Source organism: Herbiconiux sp. UC225_62, assembly GCF_042694625.1.
GTDB lineage: Bacteria > Actinomycetota > Actinomycetes > Actinomycetales > Microbacteriaceae > Herbiconiux.
The window spans coordinates 771,525-788,312 of sequence record NZ_CP170551.1; the positions used below are offsets into that span (position 1 = coordinate 771,525).

Annotated in this window: 14 protein-coding genes; 4 read left to right on the plus strand and 10 right to left on the minus strand. The window is 69.9% G+C overall.

From position 1 onward, the window contains the following. Positions 1-82: 82 nt before the first annotated feature. Entirely contained in the window at positions 83-2,632 is a 2,550-nt protein-coding gene (locus ACFJGU_RS03805) for a cell wall-binding repeat-containing protein (RefSeq protein ID WP_382307786.1), read from the plus strand. A 208-nt stretch (positions 2,633-2,840) separates the two neighbouring features. Continuing rightward, positions 2,841-3,467, plus strand: coding sequence for a hypothetical protein (locus ACFJGU_RS03810; RefSeq protein ID WP_382307788.1), 627 nt, complete (start codon positions 2,841-2,843; stop codon positions 3,465-3,467). 4 nt (positions 3,468-3,471) lie between these two features. Here the strand turns inward: ACFJGU_RS03810 and ACFJGU_RS03815 are convergent, their stop codons facing one another. The 8 genes from ACFJGU_RS03815 to ACFJGU_RS03850 form a co-directional block, all read right to left on the minus strand. After that, positions 3,472-4,080 carry a GNAT family N-acetyltransferase gene (locus ACFJGU_RS03815; RefSeq protein ID WP_382307790.1) on the minus strand — a complete coding sequence of 203 codons (609 nt, stop codon included), beginning with the start codon at positions 4,078-4,080 and terminating at the stop codon, positions 3,472-3,474. Continuing rightward, positions 4,073-5,230 carry an o-succinylbenzoate synthase gene (menC, locus tag ACFJGU_RS03820; RefSeq protein WP_382307792.1) on the minus strand — a complete coding sequence of 386 codons (1,158 nt, stop codon included), beginning with the start codon at positions 5,228-5,230 and terminating at the stop codon, positions 4,073-4,075. The genes ACFJGU_RS03815 and menC overlap by 8 nt, the downstream gene beginning before the upstream one ends. Before the next feature lie 2 nt (positions 5,231-5,232). Next, entirely contained in the window at positions 5,233-6,507 is a 1,275-nt protein-coding gene (locus ACFJGU_RS03825; RefSeq protein ID WP_382307794.1) for a saccharopine dehydrogenase family protein, read from the minus strand. 28 nt (positions 6,508-6,535) lie between these two features. Beyond that, positions 6,536-7,255: an SDR family oxidoreductase gene (locus ACFJGU_RS03830; RefSeq protein WP_382307795.1), complete on the minus strand. Its 720-nt coding sequence runs from the start codon at positions 7,253-7,255 to the stop codon at positions 6,536-6,538. Positions 7,256-7,369: 114 nt separating this feature from the next. After that, entirely contained in the window at positions 7,370-8,317 is a 948-nt protein-coding gene (locus ACFJGU_RS03835; protein WP_382307797.1) for a LysR family transcriptional regulator, read from the minus strand. 1 nt (position 8,318) lies between these two features. Then, the gene (locus ACFJGU_RS03840; RefSeq protein WP_382307799.1) at positions 8,319-9,059 is read right to left on the minus strand and encodes a phosphatase PAP2 family protein; all 741 of its coding nucleotides are present in this window, start codon (positions 9,057-9,059) and stop codon (positions 8,319-8,321) included. A gap of 92 nt (positions 9,060-9,151) precedes the next feature. Further along, positions 9,152-10,399, minus strand: a complete 1,248-nt coding sequence (locus ACFJGU_RS03845) for a multidrug effflux MFS transporter (RefSeq protein ID WP_382307801.1) — start codon at positions 10,397-10,399, stop codon at positions 9,152-9,154. A gap of 121 nt (positions 10,400-10,520) precedes the next feature. Further along, the gene (locus tag ACFJGU_RS03850; protein WP_382307803.1) at positions 10,521-11,315 is read right to left on the minus strand and encodes a DeoR/GlpR family DNA-binding transcription regulator; all 795 of its coding nucleotides are present in this window, start codon (positions 11,313-11,315) and stop codon (positions 10,521-10,523) included. A gap of 89 nt (positions 11,316-11,404) precedes the next feature. On the opposite strand from ACFJGU_RS03850, the gene galT reads away from it, so the two are divergent. Both galT and galK read left to right on the plus strand, forming a co-directional pair. Continuing rightward, complete coding sequence (galT, locus tag ACFJGU_RS03855; protein WP_382307805.1) at positions 11,405-12,553, plus strand: galactose-1-phosphate uridylyltransferase; 1,149 nt, start codon at positions 11,405-11,407, stop codon at positions 12,551-12,553. Continuing rightward, the gene (gene galK, locus ACFJGU_RS03860) at positions 12,550-13,722 is read left to right on the plus strand and encodes a galactokinase (RefSeq protein ID WP_382307807.1); all 1,173 of its coding nucleotides are present in this window, start codon (positions 12,550-12,552) and stop codon (positions 13,720-13,722) included. The genes galT and galK overlap by 4 nt, the downstream gene beginning before the upstream one ends. Before the next feature lie 188 nt (positions 13,723-13,910). On the opposite strand, the gene ACFJGU_RS03865 is transcribed toward galK, so the two are convergent. Next, positions 13,911-15,416, minus strand: coding sequence for a hypothetical protein (locus ACFJGU_RS03865; RefSeq protein ID WP_382307809.1), 1,506 nt, complete (start codon positions 15,414-15,416; stop codon positions 13,911-13,913). Between the two features lie 120 nt (positions 15,417-15,536). After that, positions 15,537-16,778, minus strand: coding sequence for a multiple monosaccharide ABC transporter permease (gene mmsB, locus ACFJGU_RS03870; RefSeq protein WP_374858903.1), 1,242 nt, complete (start codon positions 16,776-16,778; stop codon positions 15,537-15,539). Between the last annotated feature and the right edge of the window lie 10 nt (positions 16,779-16,788).

Genomic DNA, 16,788 nt, shown 5'->3' on the forward strand with positions numbered 1-16,788 from the left:
AAGGAAGTGACTCGACTTCCGTTCTGCCGCTCCCCGATGGACCCGGATCGGGGGCCGGCAGCTCATATCTAGGGGGTACCTCATGCACGAGAATGCCGTTCCAACGTCCACGCGCTCCAAATGGCGGCGCATAGCGGTTGCGGCTCTCGCCGTGGTCATCGGATCGGCGGGAGCCGTCGTCGGCGTCGCCGCACCCGCCCAAGCAGCCGGCAACGTCGTCGTCTCGCTCACCTTCGATGACGGCAACGCCGACCAGCTGGCCGCGGCGCAGACGATGAACGCGAAGGGCCTCACCGGTACCTTCTACATCATCTCCGGATCGATCGGTCAACCGAACTACCTCACGCAGGCCAACCTGCAGACCCTCTCCGCCGCCGGCAACGAGATCGGTGGCCACACGGTCCACCACCAGGACCTCACCACCCTCGGGCTGGACGCCGCCAAGCGCGAGATCTGCAACGACCGCGTGAACCTCACCAACTGGGGCTTCTCGGTGACCAGCTTCGCGTATCCGTTCGCCGCGGTGAACGCCCAGGCCGAGCAGGTGGCCGCCGACTGCGGTTACAACAGCGCTCGCGGGCTGGGTGACCTCAAGACGGCTCCCGGCACCGATTGCGCCGACTGCGCCAACGCGGAGACGATCCCGCCGGCCGACCCGTTCTACACCCGCGCGGCCGACCAGTTCGATGCGACCTGGACGCTCGAGCAGATGCAGAAGCGCGTCACCGACGCCGAGGCCGAGGGCGGCTGGGTTCAGCTGACCTTCCACCACATCTGCGACGGTTGCGGATTCGACGCCAACGACCCGACAACGTCTCCGGCTCTGTTCGACCAGTTCACCACCTGGCTCGCCGGCTGGCAGGACGGCACCACGAAGACCGTCAAGACCGTCAACCAGGTCATCGGTGGCGACGTCAAGCCCGTCGTCCAGGGGCCGCCGCTGGCACCGCCGCCCGGACCGGGTGAGAACGGCGTGACGAACCCGAGCCTGGAGACTCCCGGCACCGTGGTCAACATGCCGCAGTGCTGGTGGGGTTCGAGCTTCGGCAACAACACGCCCACGTTCTCGACGGTCACACCCGGGCGCACCGGCGCGACCGCCTCGAAGGTCACGGTGACGAACTACGTCGACGGCGACGCGAAGATCCTCGCCCTCTTCGATGAATCCGGATGCGCGCCCAGCGTGACACCGGGCGCCACGTACTCGTTGAGAGCCTTCTACATGTCGACGGCGAACACCCAGTTCGCGATCTACACCCGCAACACGACCGGCACCTGGACCTACTGGACCTCGAGCCCGTTGATCGGGCCGGCGACCATCTACACGGAAGCGAACTTCACCACGCCGCCGATCCCCGCTGACGTCACGGGCATCAGCTTCGGCCTGAACCTCACCGCCAACGGCGAGCTCATCACCGACGACTACGCCCTGTACGACTCGAACGGCGCTCCGCTCTACGCGCTCAGCCCGGTTCCGCCCACCGTGGCCGGCACCGCCCAGGTCGGCAAGGTGCTCACCGCGACCGTCGCCCCCTGGGCGCCCGACCCGGTGGCGCTCTCCTACCAGTGGAACGCCGACGGCGTCGCGATCGCCGGAGCCACCGGCCTGACCTTCACGCCCACGACGACCCAGGTCGGCAAGGCCATCACATTCACGGTCTCGGGAACGAAGACGGGCTACACGCCTCTGTCGGCGACCTCCGCTCCCACAGCGGCGGTGATCGCGGCCGACGCGACCGTCGTCCGCCTCGGCGGCGCGGATCGCTACGCGGTCTCGGCTGCGGTCTCGGCCAGCACCTTCGCCCCGAACGTGCCCGTCGCCTACGTCGCCTCCGGTGAGGTCTTCCCCGACGCCCTGTCGGGTTCGGCCGCCGCCGGCAAGCTCGGCGGACCGGTGCTCCTGGTGTCGAAGAACACGATCCCCTCTTCGATCGGTGCCGAGCTCGCTCGACTCCACCCGGCGAAGATCGTGGTGCTCGGCGGCGTGAACACGGTGTCGGATGCGGTGCTCAACTCGCTGAACGGCACGGCACCCACCACGAGGATCGGTGGAGCCGACCGGTTCGCGGTTTCCGCGGGCGTTTCGAAGGCCGTGTTCGCGCCGAACGTGCCCGTCGTGTACGTCGCCTCCGGAGCCGTCTTCCCCGACGCGCTCTCCGGATCGGCCGCCGCCGGCAAGCTCGGCGGACCGGTTCTCCTGGTCGCGAAGGACAGCATCCCCGCGGTGGTGGACACGGAGCTGAACCGGTTGCACCCGGCGAAGATCGTGCTGCTCGGCGGAACCGCGACGGTCTCCGACGCCGTGAAGGCCAAGCTGCAGGCGAAAGCGCCGACGACCCGGATCGCGGGCGCCGACCGGTTCGCGGTCTCCGCCGCGATCTCGGCCGCCACGTTCACCCCCGGTGTCCCGGTCGTGTACGTCGCCTCCGGAGCCGTCTTCCCCGACGCGCTCTCCGGATCGGCCGCTGCGATCGTCAAGGGCGGCCCGGTTCTCCTGGTCGACACCAACTCGATACCGGCCTCGGTGAAGACCGAACTGAACCGGCTGAACCCGGCGAAGATCGTGGTGCTGGGCGGGCCGAACACCGTCTCCGATGCGGTCTACAACTCCTTGCAGAGCTACATCGGCTGACACCACCACAGCGGCGCAGGCCGGATGCCCACCCAGGCATCCGGCCTTCGTCGCGTCCGCTCCCCACTCGTGTGCAGGCGCTGAACGCTCGCTGGGAGCGGCGCCGACCATGTCCCCCGGATGGTCTCTATCCACGGTCCCCGCCGCGCCGTATCATCACAGGTGTCCGGGCCCAAGCGCCTAACCCCACCAGAGAATTCGAGAACGGATGAGCCTGCGCAACAGCTCCGTCGCCACCGTCCTCCGACCGCGCGCTCAGATCTCCAGCCAGACCCGCCTGGTGGTGGCCGCCCTCACCTTCCCGATCCTCGCCGCCATGCTCTGGTTCGCCATCCCGCGCGGAACCTGGCCCCGGGTCATCATCGCCTTCCTCTTCATCGCCGTGCTCTACGCAGCGGCGGCCTGGTTGCTGCGCGGGGTGAGCATCCGGATCGAACGCGACGGAGTGGTGGAGCGCGGCTTCTTCCGGCACGACAACCGCATTCCGGCCAAGCGCATCGCGACCGCGCTAATCATCGACGTCTACCGCGGGGTCTCCACCGAGACGCATCGGCAGCTCTTCCTGCTCGACTCCTCGGGCGAGCTGCTGCTGCGGATGCGCGGGGAGTTCTGGTCGAACGAGGACATCGAGGCCGTCGCCGGCGCCTTCGACGTGCCCGTGCGGCGGATGGCCGACCCGATCACCGCGTCGCGGCTCCGGGCCGAGTCACCCGACATGGTCTACTGGTTCGAACGCTGGCCCTGGGTGGGTGGGCTCTGCGTGGCCGGAGCGATCTCGCTGCTGGCCCTGCTCCTGATCGCCCTGATGTCGCCCGCGTCGCTCGTCCTGGCCTGACGCGTCAGGCCGCCGGGTCCGTCGGGTGGGCCGTCGTGGAGAGGGCGCGGGTGAAGACGGTCGGGCGGGGTTCGGCGAATCCCAGGCGCGGATAGAAGGCCAGGGCGCCCGTGTTGCGCGGATCCACCGAGAGGTGCACGCCGGGCACGCCGGCGGCGCGGAGGGCATCGAGCAGGGTCTCGACGAGCATCCGGCCGCCTCCCCGGCCCTGCGCCGCGGGCAGCAGGTCGACGTGGAGATGGGCGGGGAACGCGGCGATCTCGGGCAGCAGCATCCCGGCCGCGTGCTCCGCCCGGGCGGCGCGGCTCAGCGAACTCTCCCGAGCGGCGAAGCGGGCCGCGAAGTCGCGGGTGTCTGCTGCGCCGAGAACGTAGCCGACCACGTCACCGCCCTCCGGCCCCTCGGCCACGAACGCCAGGCCGGGTTCCAGGTCGAGATAGGGCGCGGCGTAGCGCTCCGTGAGTTCGCGCGGATCGGCGTAGGTGCCCGTGGCATCCGCCCCGGCATCGCCCGTCTTCAGGCAGATGTCGAGCACCGCGGCGCGATCGGCGGCACGACGCGGGTCGTAGGGCCGGATGCGGAGCCGGCCCAGCGCATCCGCTCGCTCAGACACGCGTGATCAGCTGCGTCGGGCTCGACTTCCACGCCTCCACGAGCTCGGTGCGCACTGTCACGCCCGAGCCGGGTCCGGTGGGCACGGCGAGCCTCCCGTCCACCAGCACGAACGACTCCGTGAGGTCCTCGGCGAAATAGCGGTTCGAGGCGCTGGTGTCGCCCGGGAGCGTGAAGCCCGGGAGCGCGGCGAGCGCGACGTTGGCCGCGCGCCCGATCCCGGTCTCGAGCATGCCCCCGCACCACACCGGCACATCGCGTTCGACGCAGGCGTCGTGGATACGGATCGCCTCGAGGTAGCCCCCGACCCGTCCGGCCTTGATGTTGATGATCGCGGTCGCGTCCCGCTCGATGGCGTCGATCGCGACGCCGGTGCCTGTGATCGACTCGTCGAGGCAGACCGGGGTGTCGATCGCGCGGGCCAGCCGCACGTGCGCCGCGATGTCCTCCTCGACGAACGGCTGCTCGATCAGCAGCAGGCCGAACTCGTCGAGTTCGCGCAGGTGGTCGATGTCCGCGATCGTGTACGCGGTGTTGGCGTCGACCTGCAGCAGCATCTCCTCACCGACCAGGGCGCGCACGGCCGCGACCGGCAGGACGTCCCAGCCCGGTTTGATCTTCAGCTTGATGCGGCGGTAGCCCTGGTCGACATATCCCTGCACCTCCGTGAGCAGCGAGTCGAGGTCGGGCGCGATGCCCACCGAGACCCCGCAGTCGACCTCGGGCCGCACGGCGCCGAAGTACTCGCCGAAACTGGTTCCGGATGCGCGGAGCTGCGCGTCGAGGACGGCGGTCTCCACCGCGGCCTTCGCCATCCGGTGCCCGATCACGAAGTCGAGGACACTCGCGACATCGGCCGCGCGCACCGTACCCGCGTCGAGGAGGGCCGGTGCGAGGTAGTTCCGGATGACGTCAGTGCAGCCCACCACGTACTCGCTGGAGTAGACGGGGTCGGCCATGGCGACACATTCGCCCCAGCCGTCGCCGGATTCCGTGATCACCCGCACGAGCAGCACCTCGCGGGCGGTCTGCCGCCCGAAGCTCGTCTCGAAGGGGCGCACGAGAGGCATGGCGACCCGGTGCAGCTCCACCGCCTCCACCACGACGGGGAGGGCGGAACCGCTCGAGTGCACGGGGGCCAAGGTGGTCATGGTCAGGCCAGCCTGTCCTCGAGTCCCCAGGCCTGGCCGTAGCCGCCGGCGTCGATCGGGGCGGCCATGAGATCGAGGAAGGCCTTGGCGTCGAACGCTTCCGGACCCAGCACCCCGACACCCGCCCAGGTGCCCGCGGCGAGCAGTTCGAGCGCGATCACGGGGTTCAGGGCGGTCTGCCACACCACGCACTGCGCCTCGTACTCGGCCATCGTCCATTCGTTGTCGGCCACGTGATAGAGGTACACCTCGCGCGGCTGCCCATCGGTGCCGGTGCCGGTGACCCACAACCCCGCGCAGGTCTTGCCGGTCATGAACGGGCCCAACGTCGCCGGATCGGGCAGGCCGGCGGCGACGACATCGCGGGGCGCGACCTCGACCGGGCCGTTGGCGCTCCGCACCTTCACGGGCGTCGTCTTGTCGAGGCCGAGCTGGTGCAGGGTCTTCAGGATGCCGATGAACTCGTTGCCGAGCCCGTACTTGAACGTGACCCGCTTGGCGTCCACCCACCGCGGCATCAGCAGCACCTCCTCGTGCTCCACGTTGACGCACTCGACGTCGCCGATCCCTTCCGGGAAGGTGAATACCTCCGGTTCGGAGAACGGGGCGGTGGTGAACCAGCCGCGATCCTTCTCCCAGATCACGGGGGGATTCAGGCACTCCTCGATCGTGGTCCAGATCGAGAACGACGGGGCGAAGATCTCGTTGCCATCGCTGTCGCGCACCACGAGGTTCGCGCCGTCGCGGGTGCCCAGCTCGTCGATCTCGGAGAAGAGGTGGTCGGCGGCGTAGCGGGCGAAGACATCCGACAGCCCGGGTTCGACGCCGATGCCCACCAGCGCCAGCCGGCCGGCCGTCTCCCAGTCGGGCGCCTGCGCGAACTGGTCGTCGCCCAGCTTCACCCCGGTCTCCGCGTACGGATCGGTCGGATGCGGCTCCGACAGGCTCATCGCCATGTCGAGGTAGTCGGCGCCCGCGGCGAGGGCACCCGCGAAGATCGTCGGCACGAACTTCGGTTCCACCGCGTTCATCACGTGCGTCGCCCCGTGCTTCCGGGCCACCGCCGCGACGTCGTCGGGGTCGGACGCGTCGATCCGGTCGGCAGCGAAGCGGGCGGCGACCTCGGCACCGTGCTTCTCGGTGATCCAGGCAACCGTGCGCTCGGCCCGCGCGGCGTCGTAGTCCGTGACCACGAGCAGTTCGTAGAAGTCGCGTCGGGCGGCGATCTTCGCGATGGCGTCGCCCACTCCGCCGGCGCCCACAAGGAGGATTCTCATGGGTCGACGTTACCGGTAAGGGCGAGGTTCAGACCAGGATGCCGCCTCCGTCGACGAGGATTTCGGAGCCGGTCGCGTAGTGCTGCTCCATCGCATAGAGGTAGGCCTTCGCCACGTCGTCGACCTCCGCCACCCGGCCGAGCGGTACGGATGCGCCGACACCCGCATACATCGCCTCCTGATCCGACGCGCTCAGGCCGGCCCAGAGCGGGCTCCGCACCACCCCGGGAGCGACCACGTTGACGCGGATCGGCGCGAGCTCGACCGCGAGGGATCGGACCGCCGAGATCATGGCTCCGGATGCCGCGGCTCCGAGAACCCAGCCGGCGCCCGAGCGGTGGGCGGCCGAGCCGGAGGTCAGGGTGATCGACCCGCTCGGCGCAAGCGTCGGGAGGGCCGCGCGCACGGCGTCGAGTGCGGAGACCAGCCGCAGCGAGAAGAAGTCGCGACCCGCCTCAGCCGTGTAGTCGGCCAGAGGCACCGGCGTCAGTGTGCCGGCCGCGGTGTAGACGAGGTGATCGAACGGACCGACCTCGGCGAAGAAGGTGTCCAGGGCGACGGAGTCGGACGCGTCGACCGCGTGCCCGTCGGCTGCCGGACCGAGCTCGGCGACCGCCGCCTCGACGTTGGCCGGGCGGCTGGAGGCGATGACGACGCGAGCGCCGGCCGCCACGGCCGCACGGGCCACGGCGAAGCCGATGCCGCTGCTGCCGCCGAGCACGACGACGGTGGATCCGGAGAGAGACATGGGGAACTCGATTCAGGTGAGGAGCGGGATGCCTCCACTCTGCGGCTCACCGGGCCGCCTCGTCCAAGACCCCTTCGGCATCGCTGCAATACCCACCGGGTATCGATCAGCACATCAGGCGCGCAGCAGCTGCACGGCGAGTTCGTGCAGCGCCTGGATCTCGGGCGCGTCGTTGCGCGCCTCCGACACCAGGGCGACCTCGTTCGGCGGCAGATCGTCCACCATCCGGTACACGACGTCCGGCCGCGTGTAGAAGCGGGCCGTCGATTCCGGCAGCACCACCACACCGCGGAGCGCGGCCACGTGCTCGAGCTTCTCCTCGACCGTGTGCACCACGGGCCTGCCGCGCATCACTTCGTGCGGGTCGGTGCCCGCGGCCAACAGCGCATCGCGCCACTCCGGCACCGCATCCGGTGCCTGCAGCAGCCGCAACGGCAGCAGGTCGGCGAGCTTCACCGCACCCGACGTGCCCGCATCCGACGCGCCCGCATCCGGCGTGCCCGCATCGACGGGACCGGGCGGAGCCGCGGATGACGTCGCCAGCTCGTGCGACGCCGGCAGCGCCACTACGCGCGGCTCTGCGAAGAGCACGGTCACCCGTAATCCGTCGCGCGCGATCGGCAGTCGCACGAAGCTCGCGTCGATCCGCCCGTCGTGCACCATCTCGACCTGGTCGTCCCACGAGGTACGCACCACCTCGACAGCGAGCGCGGGGAACCGTTCGCTCAGCGCGCGCACCACCGGCGTCACGATCAGCCCCGGCATGAACCCGAGCCCGATGCTGCGGCCCGCGCGACTCCCCCGTCGCACTCGGCGCTGCAGCGCGGCAGCCTGGATCAGGATGTCGCGGGCGTCCTCGCGGAGCGCCGCTCCCGCTGCCGTGAGCCGCGTGCCTCGCTGCGAGCGTTCGAAGAGCTCGACGCCGAGTTCCTTCTCCAGGGCCGCGATCTGCCGGCTCAGCACCGGCTGGGCGATCCGCAGCCGTTCGGCGGCGCGGCCGAAGTTCAGTTCCTCGGCGACGACCGCGAAGTACCGCAGCTTCCGCAGGTCGAGATCGGCCATCTCAGCGCATCCACACCGGCCGGTGCGGACGTGTCCGTTCGTCGTAGAGCCTCGCCGCGAAGGGCGCCCAGAGCAGCACCGCGACGCCCGCGCCGAGCAGCAGCCCGCCGATCGTGTCGCTCAGCCAGTGGGCGCCGAGGTAGGTGCGGCTGGCCATCATCAGCAGCGTGTAGACCGAGCCGGCCACCCAGATCCACACCCGCACGAAGATGATGCCGAGCGTGACGGCCAGGGTGGCAGCGTTGGCGGAGTGGCCCGAAGGGAAGGAGCCGAAGTCGGAGACCACCAGGATCTCCTCCGGACGGGGGCGCCCGATCGCGCTCTTCAGGATCTGCACGGCCGCCGCGCTCACGATGATCGCGATGGTGAAGTAGAGCGCCGCCCACGGCCGCCGGAACACGAGCAGCGCCACGATGACCACGATGGGCACGACGAACACCGCGATCACGCCACCGCCGAGCGAGTTCATGACGAGCGAGGGCACCTCCCAGAACGGGTTGCGGTGCTCGACGATCTCCTCCATCCACTCGGCGTCGAAGCCGAACGGCAGCAGGCGCTCGCGGAACACCACGATCGCGCCGAGCGCGAGCACGAGCAGCACGGCGACGGCTCCCGAGACGATCGGCCAGCGGCGCGCCACCTGGGCGGGAGCCGGGGCCGTCGATGCTCCCGGGGCGAGTACAGCGGGCGCGGCGCCGTCAGCGGCGTCGGGAGGGGCGTCGTGGCCGTCGTCGGAGGACATCTCGCGAGACTACCCCGAGCGCGTCTCGACGGCAGCGCTGATCCGCAGGAATTCGCGCTGTCCCGCATCCGTGTAGCGCGAAAACCTGCGGCTCAGCGGGTGAGGGCGGGCACCCGCTTCGGCCGCACGATCAGCCAGAGCGCCAGGATGCTGACTACCGCCGTCCCCGCCATCACCGACGCCATGGGGGTGGAGCTGCCGATGCCGAGCACGCCCACCAGGGGCGAGATCAGCCCCGCCAGTCCGAAGTTCACCGCGCCCAGCAGCGACGCCGCCGTTCCCGCTTCGTGGCCGTGCGCGTTGAGCGCCAGCACCTGCACGCAGGGGAAGGTCAGGCCGCAGGAGAAGATGAAGAACCAGAGCGGGATCAGGGTGCCGATCAGCCCGAAACCCAGGTGGTCGAAGAGGATGATGAGTCCCGCGCAGCAGAACAGCATCACCGTCGACACGGCGATGATCCATTGCGGCCCGAAGTACTTGGTCAGTCGCGCGCTCAGCTGCGCGCCGCCCACGATGCCGAGCGAGTTCACGGCGAACAGGATGCCGAACTGCTGCGCGTCGAATCCGTACACCTGCTGGAACAGGAACGAGCTCGCGGAGAGGTAGGAGAACAGGCCGGAGAACGTCATGCCGCCGATGATCGCCACACCGACGAACACCGGGTCGGTGAGCACCGCCCGATAGCGCTGCCGGGTGGTGGTGTGCCCGGAGTCGTGCCGTCGTTCGACGGGCAGCGTCTCCCGGATCCACAGCGCCACCACCAGGATGACGAGCGCCCCGTAGGCGGCGAGCACCCAGAAGATGCCGCGCCAGTCGATCACGAGCAGCAACTGCGAGCCGATCACGGGGGCGACGATGGGCGCGAGCCCGCTCACCAGGGCCAGGCGGGAGAGCATGACCACGAGCGGCCGCCCGCCGAACAGATCCCGCACCATGGCCATCGCGACCACGCCTCCCGCCGCCGCGCCCATGCCCTGCAGCACGCGGAAGACGCCGAGGGTCCAGATGTCGGGCGCCACCGCCGCGCCCACGCACGCCACCACGTGCACGCCCGACGCGATGATGATGGGCATCCGCCGCCCCACCCGATCGCTCCACGGGCCCACCAGCAGCTGGCCGAGCGCGAAGCCGATCGTGGTGCCGGTGAGGGTGAGCTGGATGAGCGCGGCCGGCACGTCGAAGTCGGCCTCGAGCACCGGGAAGGCCGGGAGGTACAGGTCGATCGTGAACGGCCCGAGTGCGGTGAGCGCGCCCAGGATGATCACGTAGACCAGGCGCTGCCGCGTGGTGAGGGAGTCGCCGGGGTGAACGACGGTGATGGGCGATGTTGCTGTGGTCACGATGACATTCCTGCGGGCGCACTGCCGCGATCCAGGGGGCCGACGATGGTGATTGTCCGCGCAGCGAGGATCTCGTCCCCCCGGCGTCCAGAAGAGTCTAGGCCGTCAGGAGCGTCATCCGTCAGGTGATGACGACGTCGATTCCGCGTTTCTCGAACTCGGCGCGCATCCGCTCGTCGACGCCGGTGGTGACGAGGGTGTCGAATTCCTCGATCGACCCGATGCGGCCGAGGTCCACCCGCCCCACCTTCGACGCGTCGGCCACGAACACGGCGCGATCGGCCGAGAGCAGCATGGCGCGCTTCAGCTCCGTCTCAGCCAGGTTGACGTTCGTCGCCCCGCCCTCCGGATGCACTCCGGTGCCGCCGAGGAAGGCGAGGTCGACGTGCAGTTCGTCGAGCACCTTCGCCGCGAAGGGCGCCACCAGGGAGTGCTGGAGCGGCCGCAACGTGCCGCCCGTGACCACGACCGTGAAGCGCGGGATGGCGGGTTCGAGCGCGAGGGCGGTGGTGAGGCTGTTGGTCACGATCACGAGGTCGTCGAGGTCGTCGCGGTCGAGGAGGGCGGCGGCCACCGCGGCCGGGGTGGTGCCGACGTCGAGGATCAGGCTGTCCCCGCTCCGCACCAGGGCGGCGGCGGCCACACCGATGCGCCGCTTCTCGTCGGCCGAGGTGGAGAGGGCCTGCTCGAAGGGCTCCTCGCGGAGCGACGTCCCGCCCCGCAGCACGGCGCCGCCGTGGACGCGATCGATGGGGTTCTCGCGTTCGATGGCGTCGAGGTCCGATCGCACCGTGACCTCGGAGACGCCGAACTCGCGGCTCAGATCGGCCACCCGCACGAAGCCGGTCTCCGACACCCGGGCCAGGATGCGCTCGCGCCGCACGGCTGCGGGGAGCTGCTCGAAATCGTTGGCCATGCGCAGAGTTTCGAATACTTCGCTTTACTTGTCAATTCCTCCGTTCGGTCCGACTTGACTTGTGGTATCGAAAGTGGCTTACTCGTGGTGTGAAACAGCTCTCCCACGGCATCGTCAAGCGCGTGCACCACCTCTCCGACGGCCGCGAACTCATCTACTTCGACGACGCCGACACGACGCTCGACCCCGATCGGGCCCCGGATGCCCGTCCTCCCGCCGAGCGCCCCGCCGTGGCGTCGATGCGGCAGGACCCACTGACGGGCGAATGGGTCTCCATCGCCTCCGCGCGGCAGAACCGCGTGATGCTGCCGCCCAAGCACCTCGACCCCCTTGCCCCGTCGACGCCGGAGAATCTCACCGAGGTGCCGAGCAACTACGACGTCGCGGTGTTCGAGAACAAGTCGCCCTCCTTCGGGCCGGATCTCGCCGCGGTGACCGGCGCATCCGGAACCTACGACGACGCCGAGGCACTCTCGGAGCTCGCGCGCATCGGCCTCGGCCGCACGCGCCCCTCCATCGGCCGCTGCGAGGTGGTGTGCTTCAGCCCCGACACCGACGGCTCCTTCGCCACGCTCTCCGAGTCGCGCGCCCGCACCGTGATCGAGGCCTGGGCCGACCGCACCGCCGCCCTCTCGGCGATGCCCGGCGTCGAGCAGGTGTTCCCGTTCGAGAACCGCGGGGAGGCCATCGGCGTCACGCTGCACCACCCGCACGGGCAGATCTACGCCTACCCCTACATCACGCCGCGCACGCAGAAGCTCATCGCCTCGATCGAGAGCTACGGCCCGACGCTCTTCTCCGACATCCTGGCCTTCGAGCAGGAGTCGGATCGCGTGGTCTACCGCGGCGAGCACTTCACCGCCTTCGTGCCCTTCGCCGCCCGCTGGCCCCTGGAACTGCATCTCCTCCCCCACCGCCACGTGCCCGACTTCGCGGGCCTGACCGAGGAGGAGCGCGACGAGTTGGCAGTGCTCTACCGCCGCCTGCTGCGCGCCATCGACGCGGTCTACGACACGCCCACCCCCTACATCTCCGCCTGGCACCAGGCGCCGGTGCACGCCCACCGCGACGACATCCGTCTGATGCTGCAGATCACCTCCCCCCGCCGTGCCGCCGACAAGCTGAAGTTCCTCGCCGGCTCCGAGGCGGCCATGGGAGCCTTCATCGGAGACGTGCTGCCGGAGACCAGCGCCGCCCTCCTGCGCGAAGCCCTCGAACGATCGGACGCCCAGCTGTGACCACCTCGCCCCTGACACACTCCGTCGTGGAAGGCTTCGCCGCCCGCTTCGGCGAGACGCCGGACTCGCTCTGGTCGGCACCCGGCCGCGTGAACCTGATCGGCGAGCACACCGACTACAACGACGGTTTCGTGCTGCCCTTCGCCATCGACCGCCGCACGGTGATGGCGGTGCGGAAGCGTGAGGACCGCGTCATCCGCATCGCCACCTCCTTCGCGCCCGAGACCGTCGAGATCGCCATCGACGACATCTCACCCGAGACGGTGGACGGCTGGTCGGCGTATCCGCTCGGTATGGTGTGGGGCGTCACCGAGTTCGGTTCGGTGCTCGACCAGGCCTTCGGTTTCGACGCCTACCTCGAGTCCGACATCCCGGTCGGCGCCGGCCTCTCCTCCTCGGCCGCGCTCGAGAGCGTGTTCGGTCTGGCCATCACCGAACTCTGGGGCCTCGGCTACGACCGCCAGTCGATCGCCCGGATCGGACAGTTCAACGAGAACCAGGTGGTGGGCGCGCCGACCGGCATCATGGACCAGTCGGCGTCGCTCCTCGGCGAGCAGGACTCCGTCGTGCTGCTGGACTGCCGCTCGCTCGACGCCTCCGTCATCCCCCTCGGACTCTCGGATGCGCAACTCACCATCGCGGTGATCGACACCAAGGTGGCGCACGAGCACGCGACCGGGGGCTACGCCGCCCGCCGCGCCTCCTGCGAACTCGGCGCGAAGCTGCTCGGTGTCACCTCGCTCCGCGACCTCACCGTCGACGACCTGCCCCGCGCGTCGCGCGAGCTCGACGACGAGACCTTCCGCCGCGTACGGCACGTCGTCACCGAGAACGAGCGCGTGCTCGAGACGGTGCGCGCGTTGCGCGACAAGGGCGCGACCGCGATCGGCCCCCTGCTGGATGCCTCGCACGTCTCGATGCGCGACGACTTCGAGATCTCGGTGCCCGAACTCGACCTCGCGGTCACGACGGCGCAGCAGCACGGTGCGATCGGCGCGCGGATGACGGGCGGCGGCTTCGGCGGATCGGCGATCGCCGTCATCCCCTCCTCCCGCGTCGACGCCCTGCGAACCGCCACTCTCGCCGCCTTCGCGGCAGCGGGCTACGCCACCCCCGACGTCTTCACGGTCACCCCCACCCGCGGCGCGACCCGCGAGCCCCTCTCCTGACCCCTCCCCCGAACTTCTCGCCCGAGCCGCCCAATCCCACACGCTCTCCTGACCCCTCCGGCGAAACTTCTTGCCCCCAAACGCCCGTCCCCGCGACCTTCTTACCCCTCCCCCGAACTTCTTGCCCCCTAACGACCCATCTCGCGCGTTTTAGGGCGTTAAGGGGCAAGAAGTTCGGGTGGGCGGGGTCAGTCGCGCACGATGAGGGCGGCCAGGCCGGCGGGATCGGAGCCACCGGGCACCTCGCCGATCACGCGTCCGGATGCCATGCCGATCACGCGGTCGCAGACGTCCAGGAGCTCCGTGAGGTCGTCGGAGGCGATGACCACGGCCTTGCCCGAACGGGCGATCCGCGCGAGCCCGGCGTGCACCTCGGCGCGTTCGGCGGGTGTGGCACCGGCCGTCGGGTCGCCGAGCAGGAGCACCTGCCTCTCGGATGCCGCGAACTCCTTCACGAGGCCGCGGACCTGGTCGCCCTGCGACCCCTCCCGGCTGAGCGAGCGCACGGCGCCGAGCAGGCGGCCACCCCAGCCGTCGCCCGGTCCGAGATCGCTGTCACGGTCGACCAACCCGGCCTTGACCAGACCCGGCAGCTTCGACGACGACACCGGCACGGCGATTCCGCCCACGAAGCGCACCCGGTACTGGGGCGCATCCGTCGACGCGAAATAGAGGCCGGCGGCGATCGCCCGCTCCACGGTGTCGGTCTTCACCTCGGCGCCGCGCACCGACACCGTCCCGGTCGGTTTCGTGCCGGCCGAGTTGCCGTACACGCTGAGCAGGAAGGCCTGCGCACCCGATCGGCGGAGACCCGCGATCCCCACGATCTCGCCCGCGCGCACCACCAGGTCGGCACTGTCGACGAGGAGGGACTCCGGGTCGAGCGGATCGTGCGTGCTCCAGTCGGCGATGCGCAGGAGCTCCGGCCGCGCGGCGATGTCCGCCGGCGAAGCGGACTCCCGATCCGGTCCGGGTCGCGGTGCGCGATCGACGAGTTCATTGAGCACGTTCGCGCGCACCCGCTCGGCCGCGGCCACGCCGTCCGCCCATTCGGAACGCGGATGCTCCGCCACCACCGCGGAATCCCGCACCACCACGAGCCGGTCGGCGTAGCCGAGCGCCTGGCGCGGCTTCTGGGTGAGCACGAGCACCGCGATCCCGCGCTCGGCGACCGATCGCAGGAGCCGGAAGAAGCGACCGGCGTCGGCCTCGCCGAGACGCTCGGCCGGTTCGTCGAGCACGACGGATGTCGCGGACCGGGCGATCGCGCGGGCGAGCTCCACCACCAGCCGGTCGTACTCGCCCAGCCCGCGGGCGCGCATCCGGGGCGTCAACGACGAGCCGAGCCCCTGCAGGATCTCGGCCGTGTCGGCACGCGTGCGCTCCCAGTCGATGCCGAACGGGATCGGCCCGAGCCGCTTCTTGCGCTCGTTGCCGAGGAACACGTTCTCGGCCACGTCGAAGGCCGGGGTGAGACCGCGGCGCCGGCCGATCAGGGCCGTGGCGGGCAGCCGCGCGGTGGCGTCCGTGGAGCCCGGGCCGCGCGCGAGGATGCGGTCGGTCGTCTCCCGCAGCACGACGTCGAGACCCGATCCGTTCTCGCCGCACACGGCGACGAGTTCGCCCCGTGCGGCACCGACGACATCCCCCGAGGCGAGCGTGAACATCACGCCGCCATCCGTTTCCGTGCTCATGCCTCACTCACCCTGCAACGCTAGCCCCGAACAGACTCGCGACCCGTCGTTTCCGGCCCTGGAACGAGGAACTCAGGGCCGGAGACGACGGGTCGCGAGGTGGGATGTGGCGGATGCGGCTCAGCGACCGCCGGCGCGACGGCGGTTGTAGACGTCGAAGGCCACGGCCAGCAGCAGCACGAGGCCCTTGACGACCTGCTGCCATTCGATGCCGATGCCGAGGATCGACATACCGTTGTTCAGGACACCGATGATCAGACCACCGATGATCGCGCCGCCGATGGTGCCGACACCGCCCTGCACGGCCGCGCCACCGATGAAGGCGGCGGAGATGGCCTCGAGCTCGAAGCCGTCACCGGCCTTCGGGCCCGCGAGGTTGAGGCGTGCGGTGAAGATGAGGCCGGCGAGCGCCGCCAGGAAGCCCATGTTGACGAAGAGCCAGAAGGTCACCCGGCGGGTCTTGATGCCCGACAGCTCGGCGGCGTGGAGGTTGCCGCCGATGGCGTAGATGTGCCGGCCGAAGGTCGAGCGGTTCATCACGATGCCGTAGATGAGCACGAGCACGGCGAGCACGATGAGCGTGACCGGGATGCCCTTGTAGGTGGCCAGCGCGAAGGCGAACAGGCCGATGGCCACGGCGACCAGGATGAGCTTGGTCACGAACCAGGCGAAGGGCTCGACCTCCTGGTTGTAGCTCTGACGGGCGCGGCGGGTGCGGAACTGCTGCACGAAGAGCGCGATGATCGCGATCGCGGCGATGCCGAGGGTCAGCGGGTCGAGCTCGAACTCACCGAACAGGTTGGTGAGGAAGCCGTTGCCGAGCGCCCGGTACTCCACCGGGAAGGAGCCGATGTTCGCGTTGCCCAGCACGACCAGTGCGAGGCCTCGGAATATCAGCATGCCGGCCAGCGTCACGATGAACGCCGGTATGCCCACGAAGGCGATCCAGAAGCCCTGCCAGACACCCACCAGAGCTCCCACGAGCAGCGACAGGATGATCGACAGCCACCACGGGAGTCCCCATTGCACCGCGAACACGCCCGAGACGGCGCCCACGAAGGCGGCGACGGACCCCACCGAGAGGTCGATGTGGCCGGCGATGATGACCATCACCATGCCGATCGCGAGAACGAGGATGTACCCGTTCTGCACGATCAGGTTCGAGATGTTCTGCGGCCGCAGCAGGATGCCGTTGGTGAGGATGCTGAACAGCACCACCACCAGGATCAGCGCGATGAAGATGCCGTTCTTGCCGAGGTCGCCCAGGATGTGGCTGAGCCGGTCGGTGAACTTGTTCTCGACGGGGTTGACCTGCGCGCCCGCGGCGGTCGAGTCGGACGGCTTGGTTTCCAAGTCAGACATAGTCGTTGTT

Bases quoted from the DNA above. Each gene is read 5' to 3' on its own strand.
- ACFJGU_RS03805 (WP_382307786.1), top strand. From the start codon at position 83: ATGCACGAGAATGCCGTTCCAACGTCCACGCGCTCCAAATGGCGGCGC.
- ACFJGU_RS03810 (WP_382307788.1), top strand. From the start codon at position 2,841: ATGAGCCTGCGCAACAGCTCCGTCGCCACCGTCCTCCGACCGCGCGCT.
- menC (WP_382307792.1), bottom strand. From the start codon at position 5,230: ATGACCACCTTGGCCCCCGTGCACTCGAGCGGTTCCGCCCTCCCCGTC.
- ACFJGU_RS03825 (WP_382307794.1), bottom strand. From the start codon at position 6,507: ATGAGAATCCTCCTTGTGGGCGCCGGCGGAGTGGGCGACGCCATCGCG.
- ACFJGU_RS03830 (WP_382307795.1), bottom strand. From the start codon at position 7,255: ATGTCTCTCTCCGGATCCACCGTCGTCGTGCTCGGCGGCAGCAGCGGC.
- ACFJGU_RS03835 (WP_382307797.1), bottom strand. From the start codon at position 8,317: ATGGCCGATCTCGACCTGCGGAAGCTGCGGTACTTCGCGGTCGTCGCC.
- ACFJGU_RS03840 (WP_382307799.1), bottom strand. From the start codon at position 9,059: ATGTCCTCCGACGACGGCCACGACGCCCCTCCCGACGCCGCTGACGGC.
- ACFJGU_RS03850 (WP_382307803.1), bottom strand. From the start codon at position 11,315: ATGGCCAACGATTTCGAGCAGCTCCCCGCAGCCGTGCGGCGCGAGCGC.
- ACFJGU_RS03865 (WP_382307809.1), bottom strand. From the start codon at position 15,416: ATGAGCACGGAAACGGATGGCGGCGTGATGTTCACGCTCGCCTCGGGG.
- mmsB (WP_374858903.1), bottom strand. From the start codon at position 16,778: ATGTCTGACTTGGAAACCAAGCCGTCCGACTCGACCGCCGCGGGCGCG.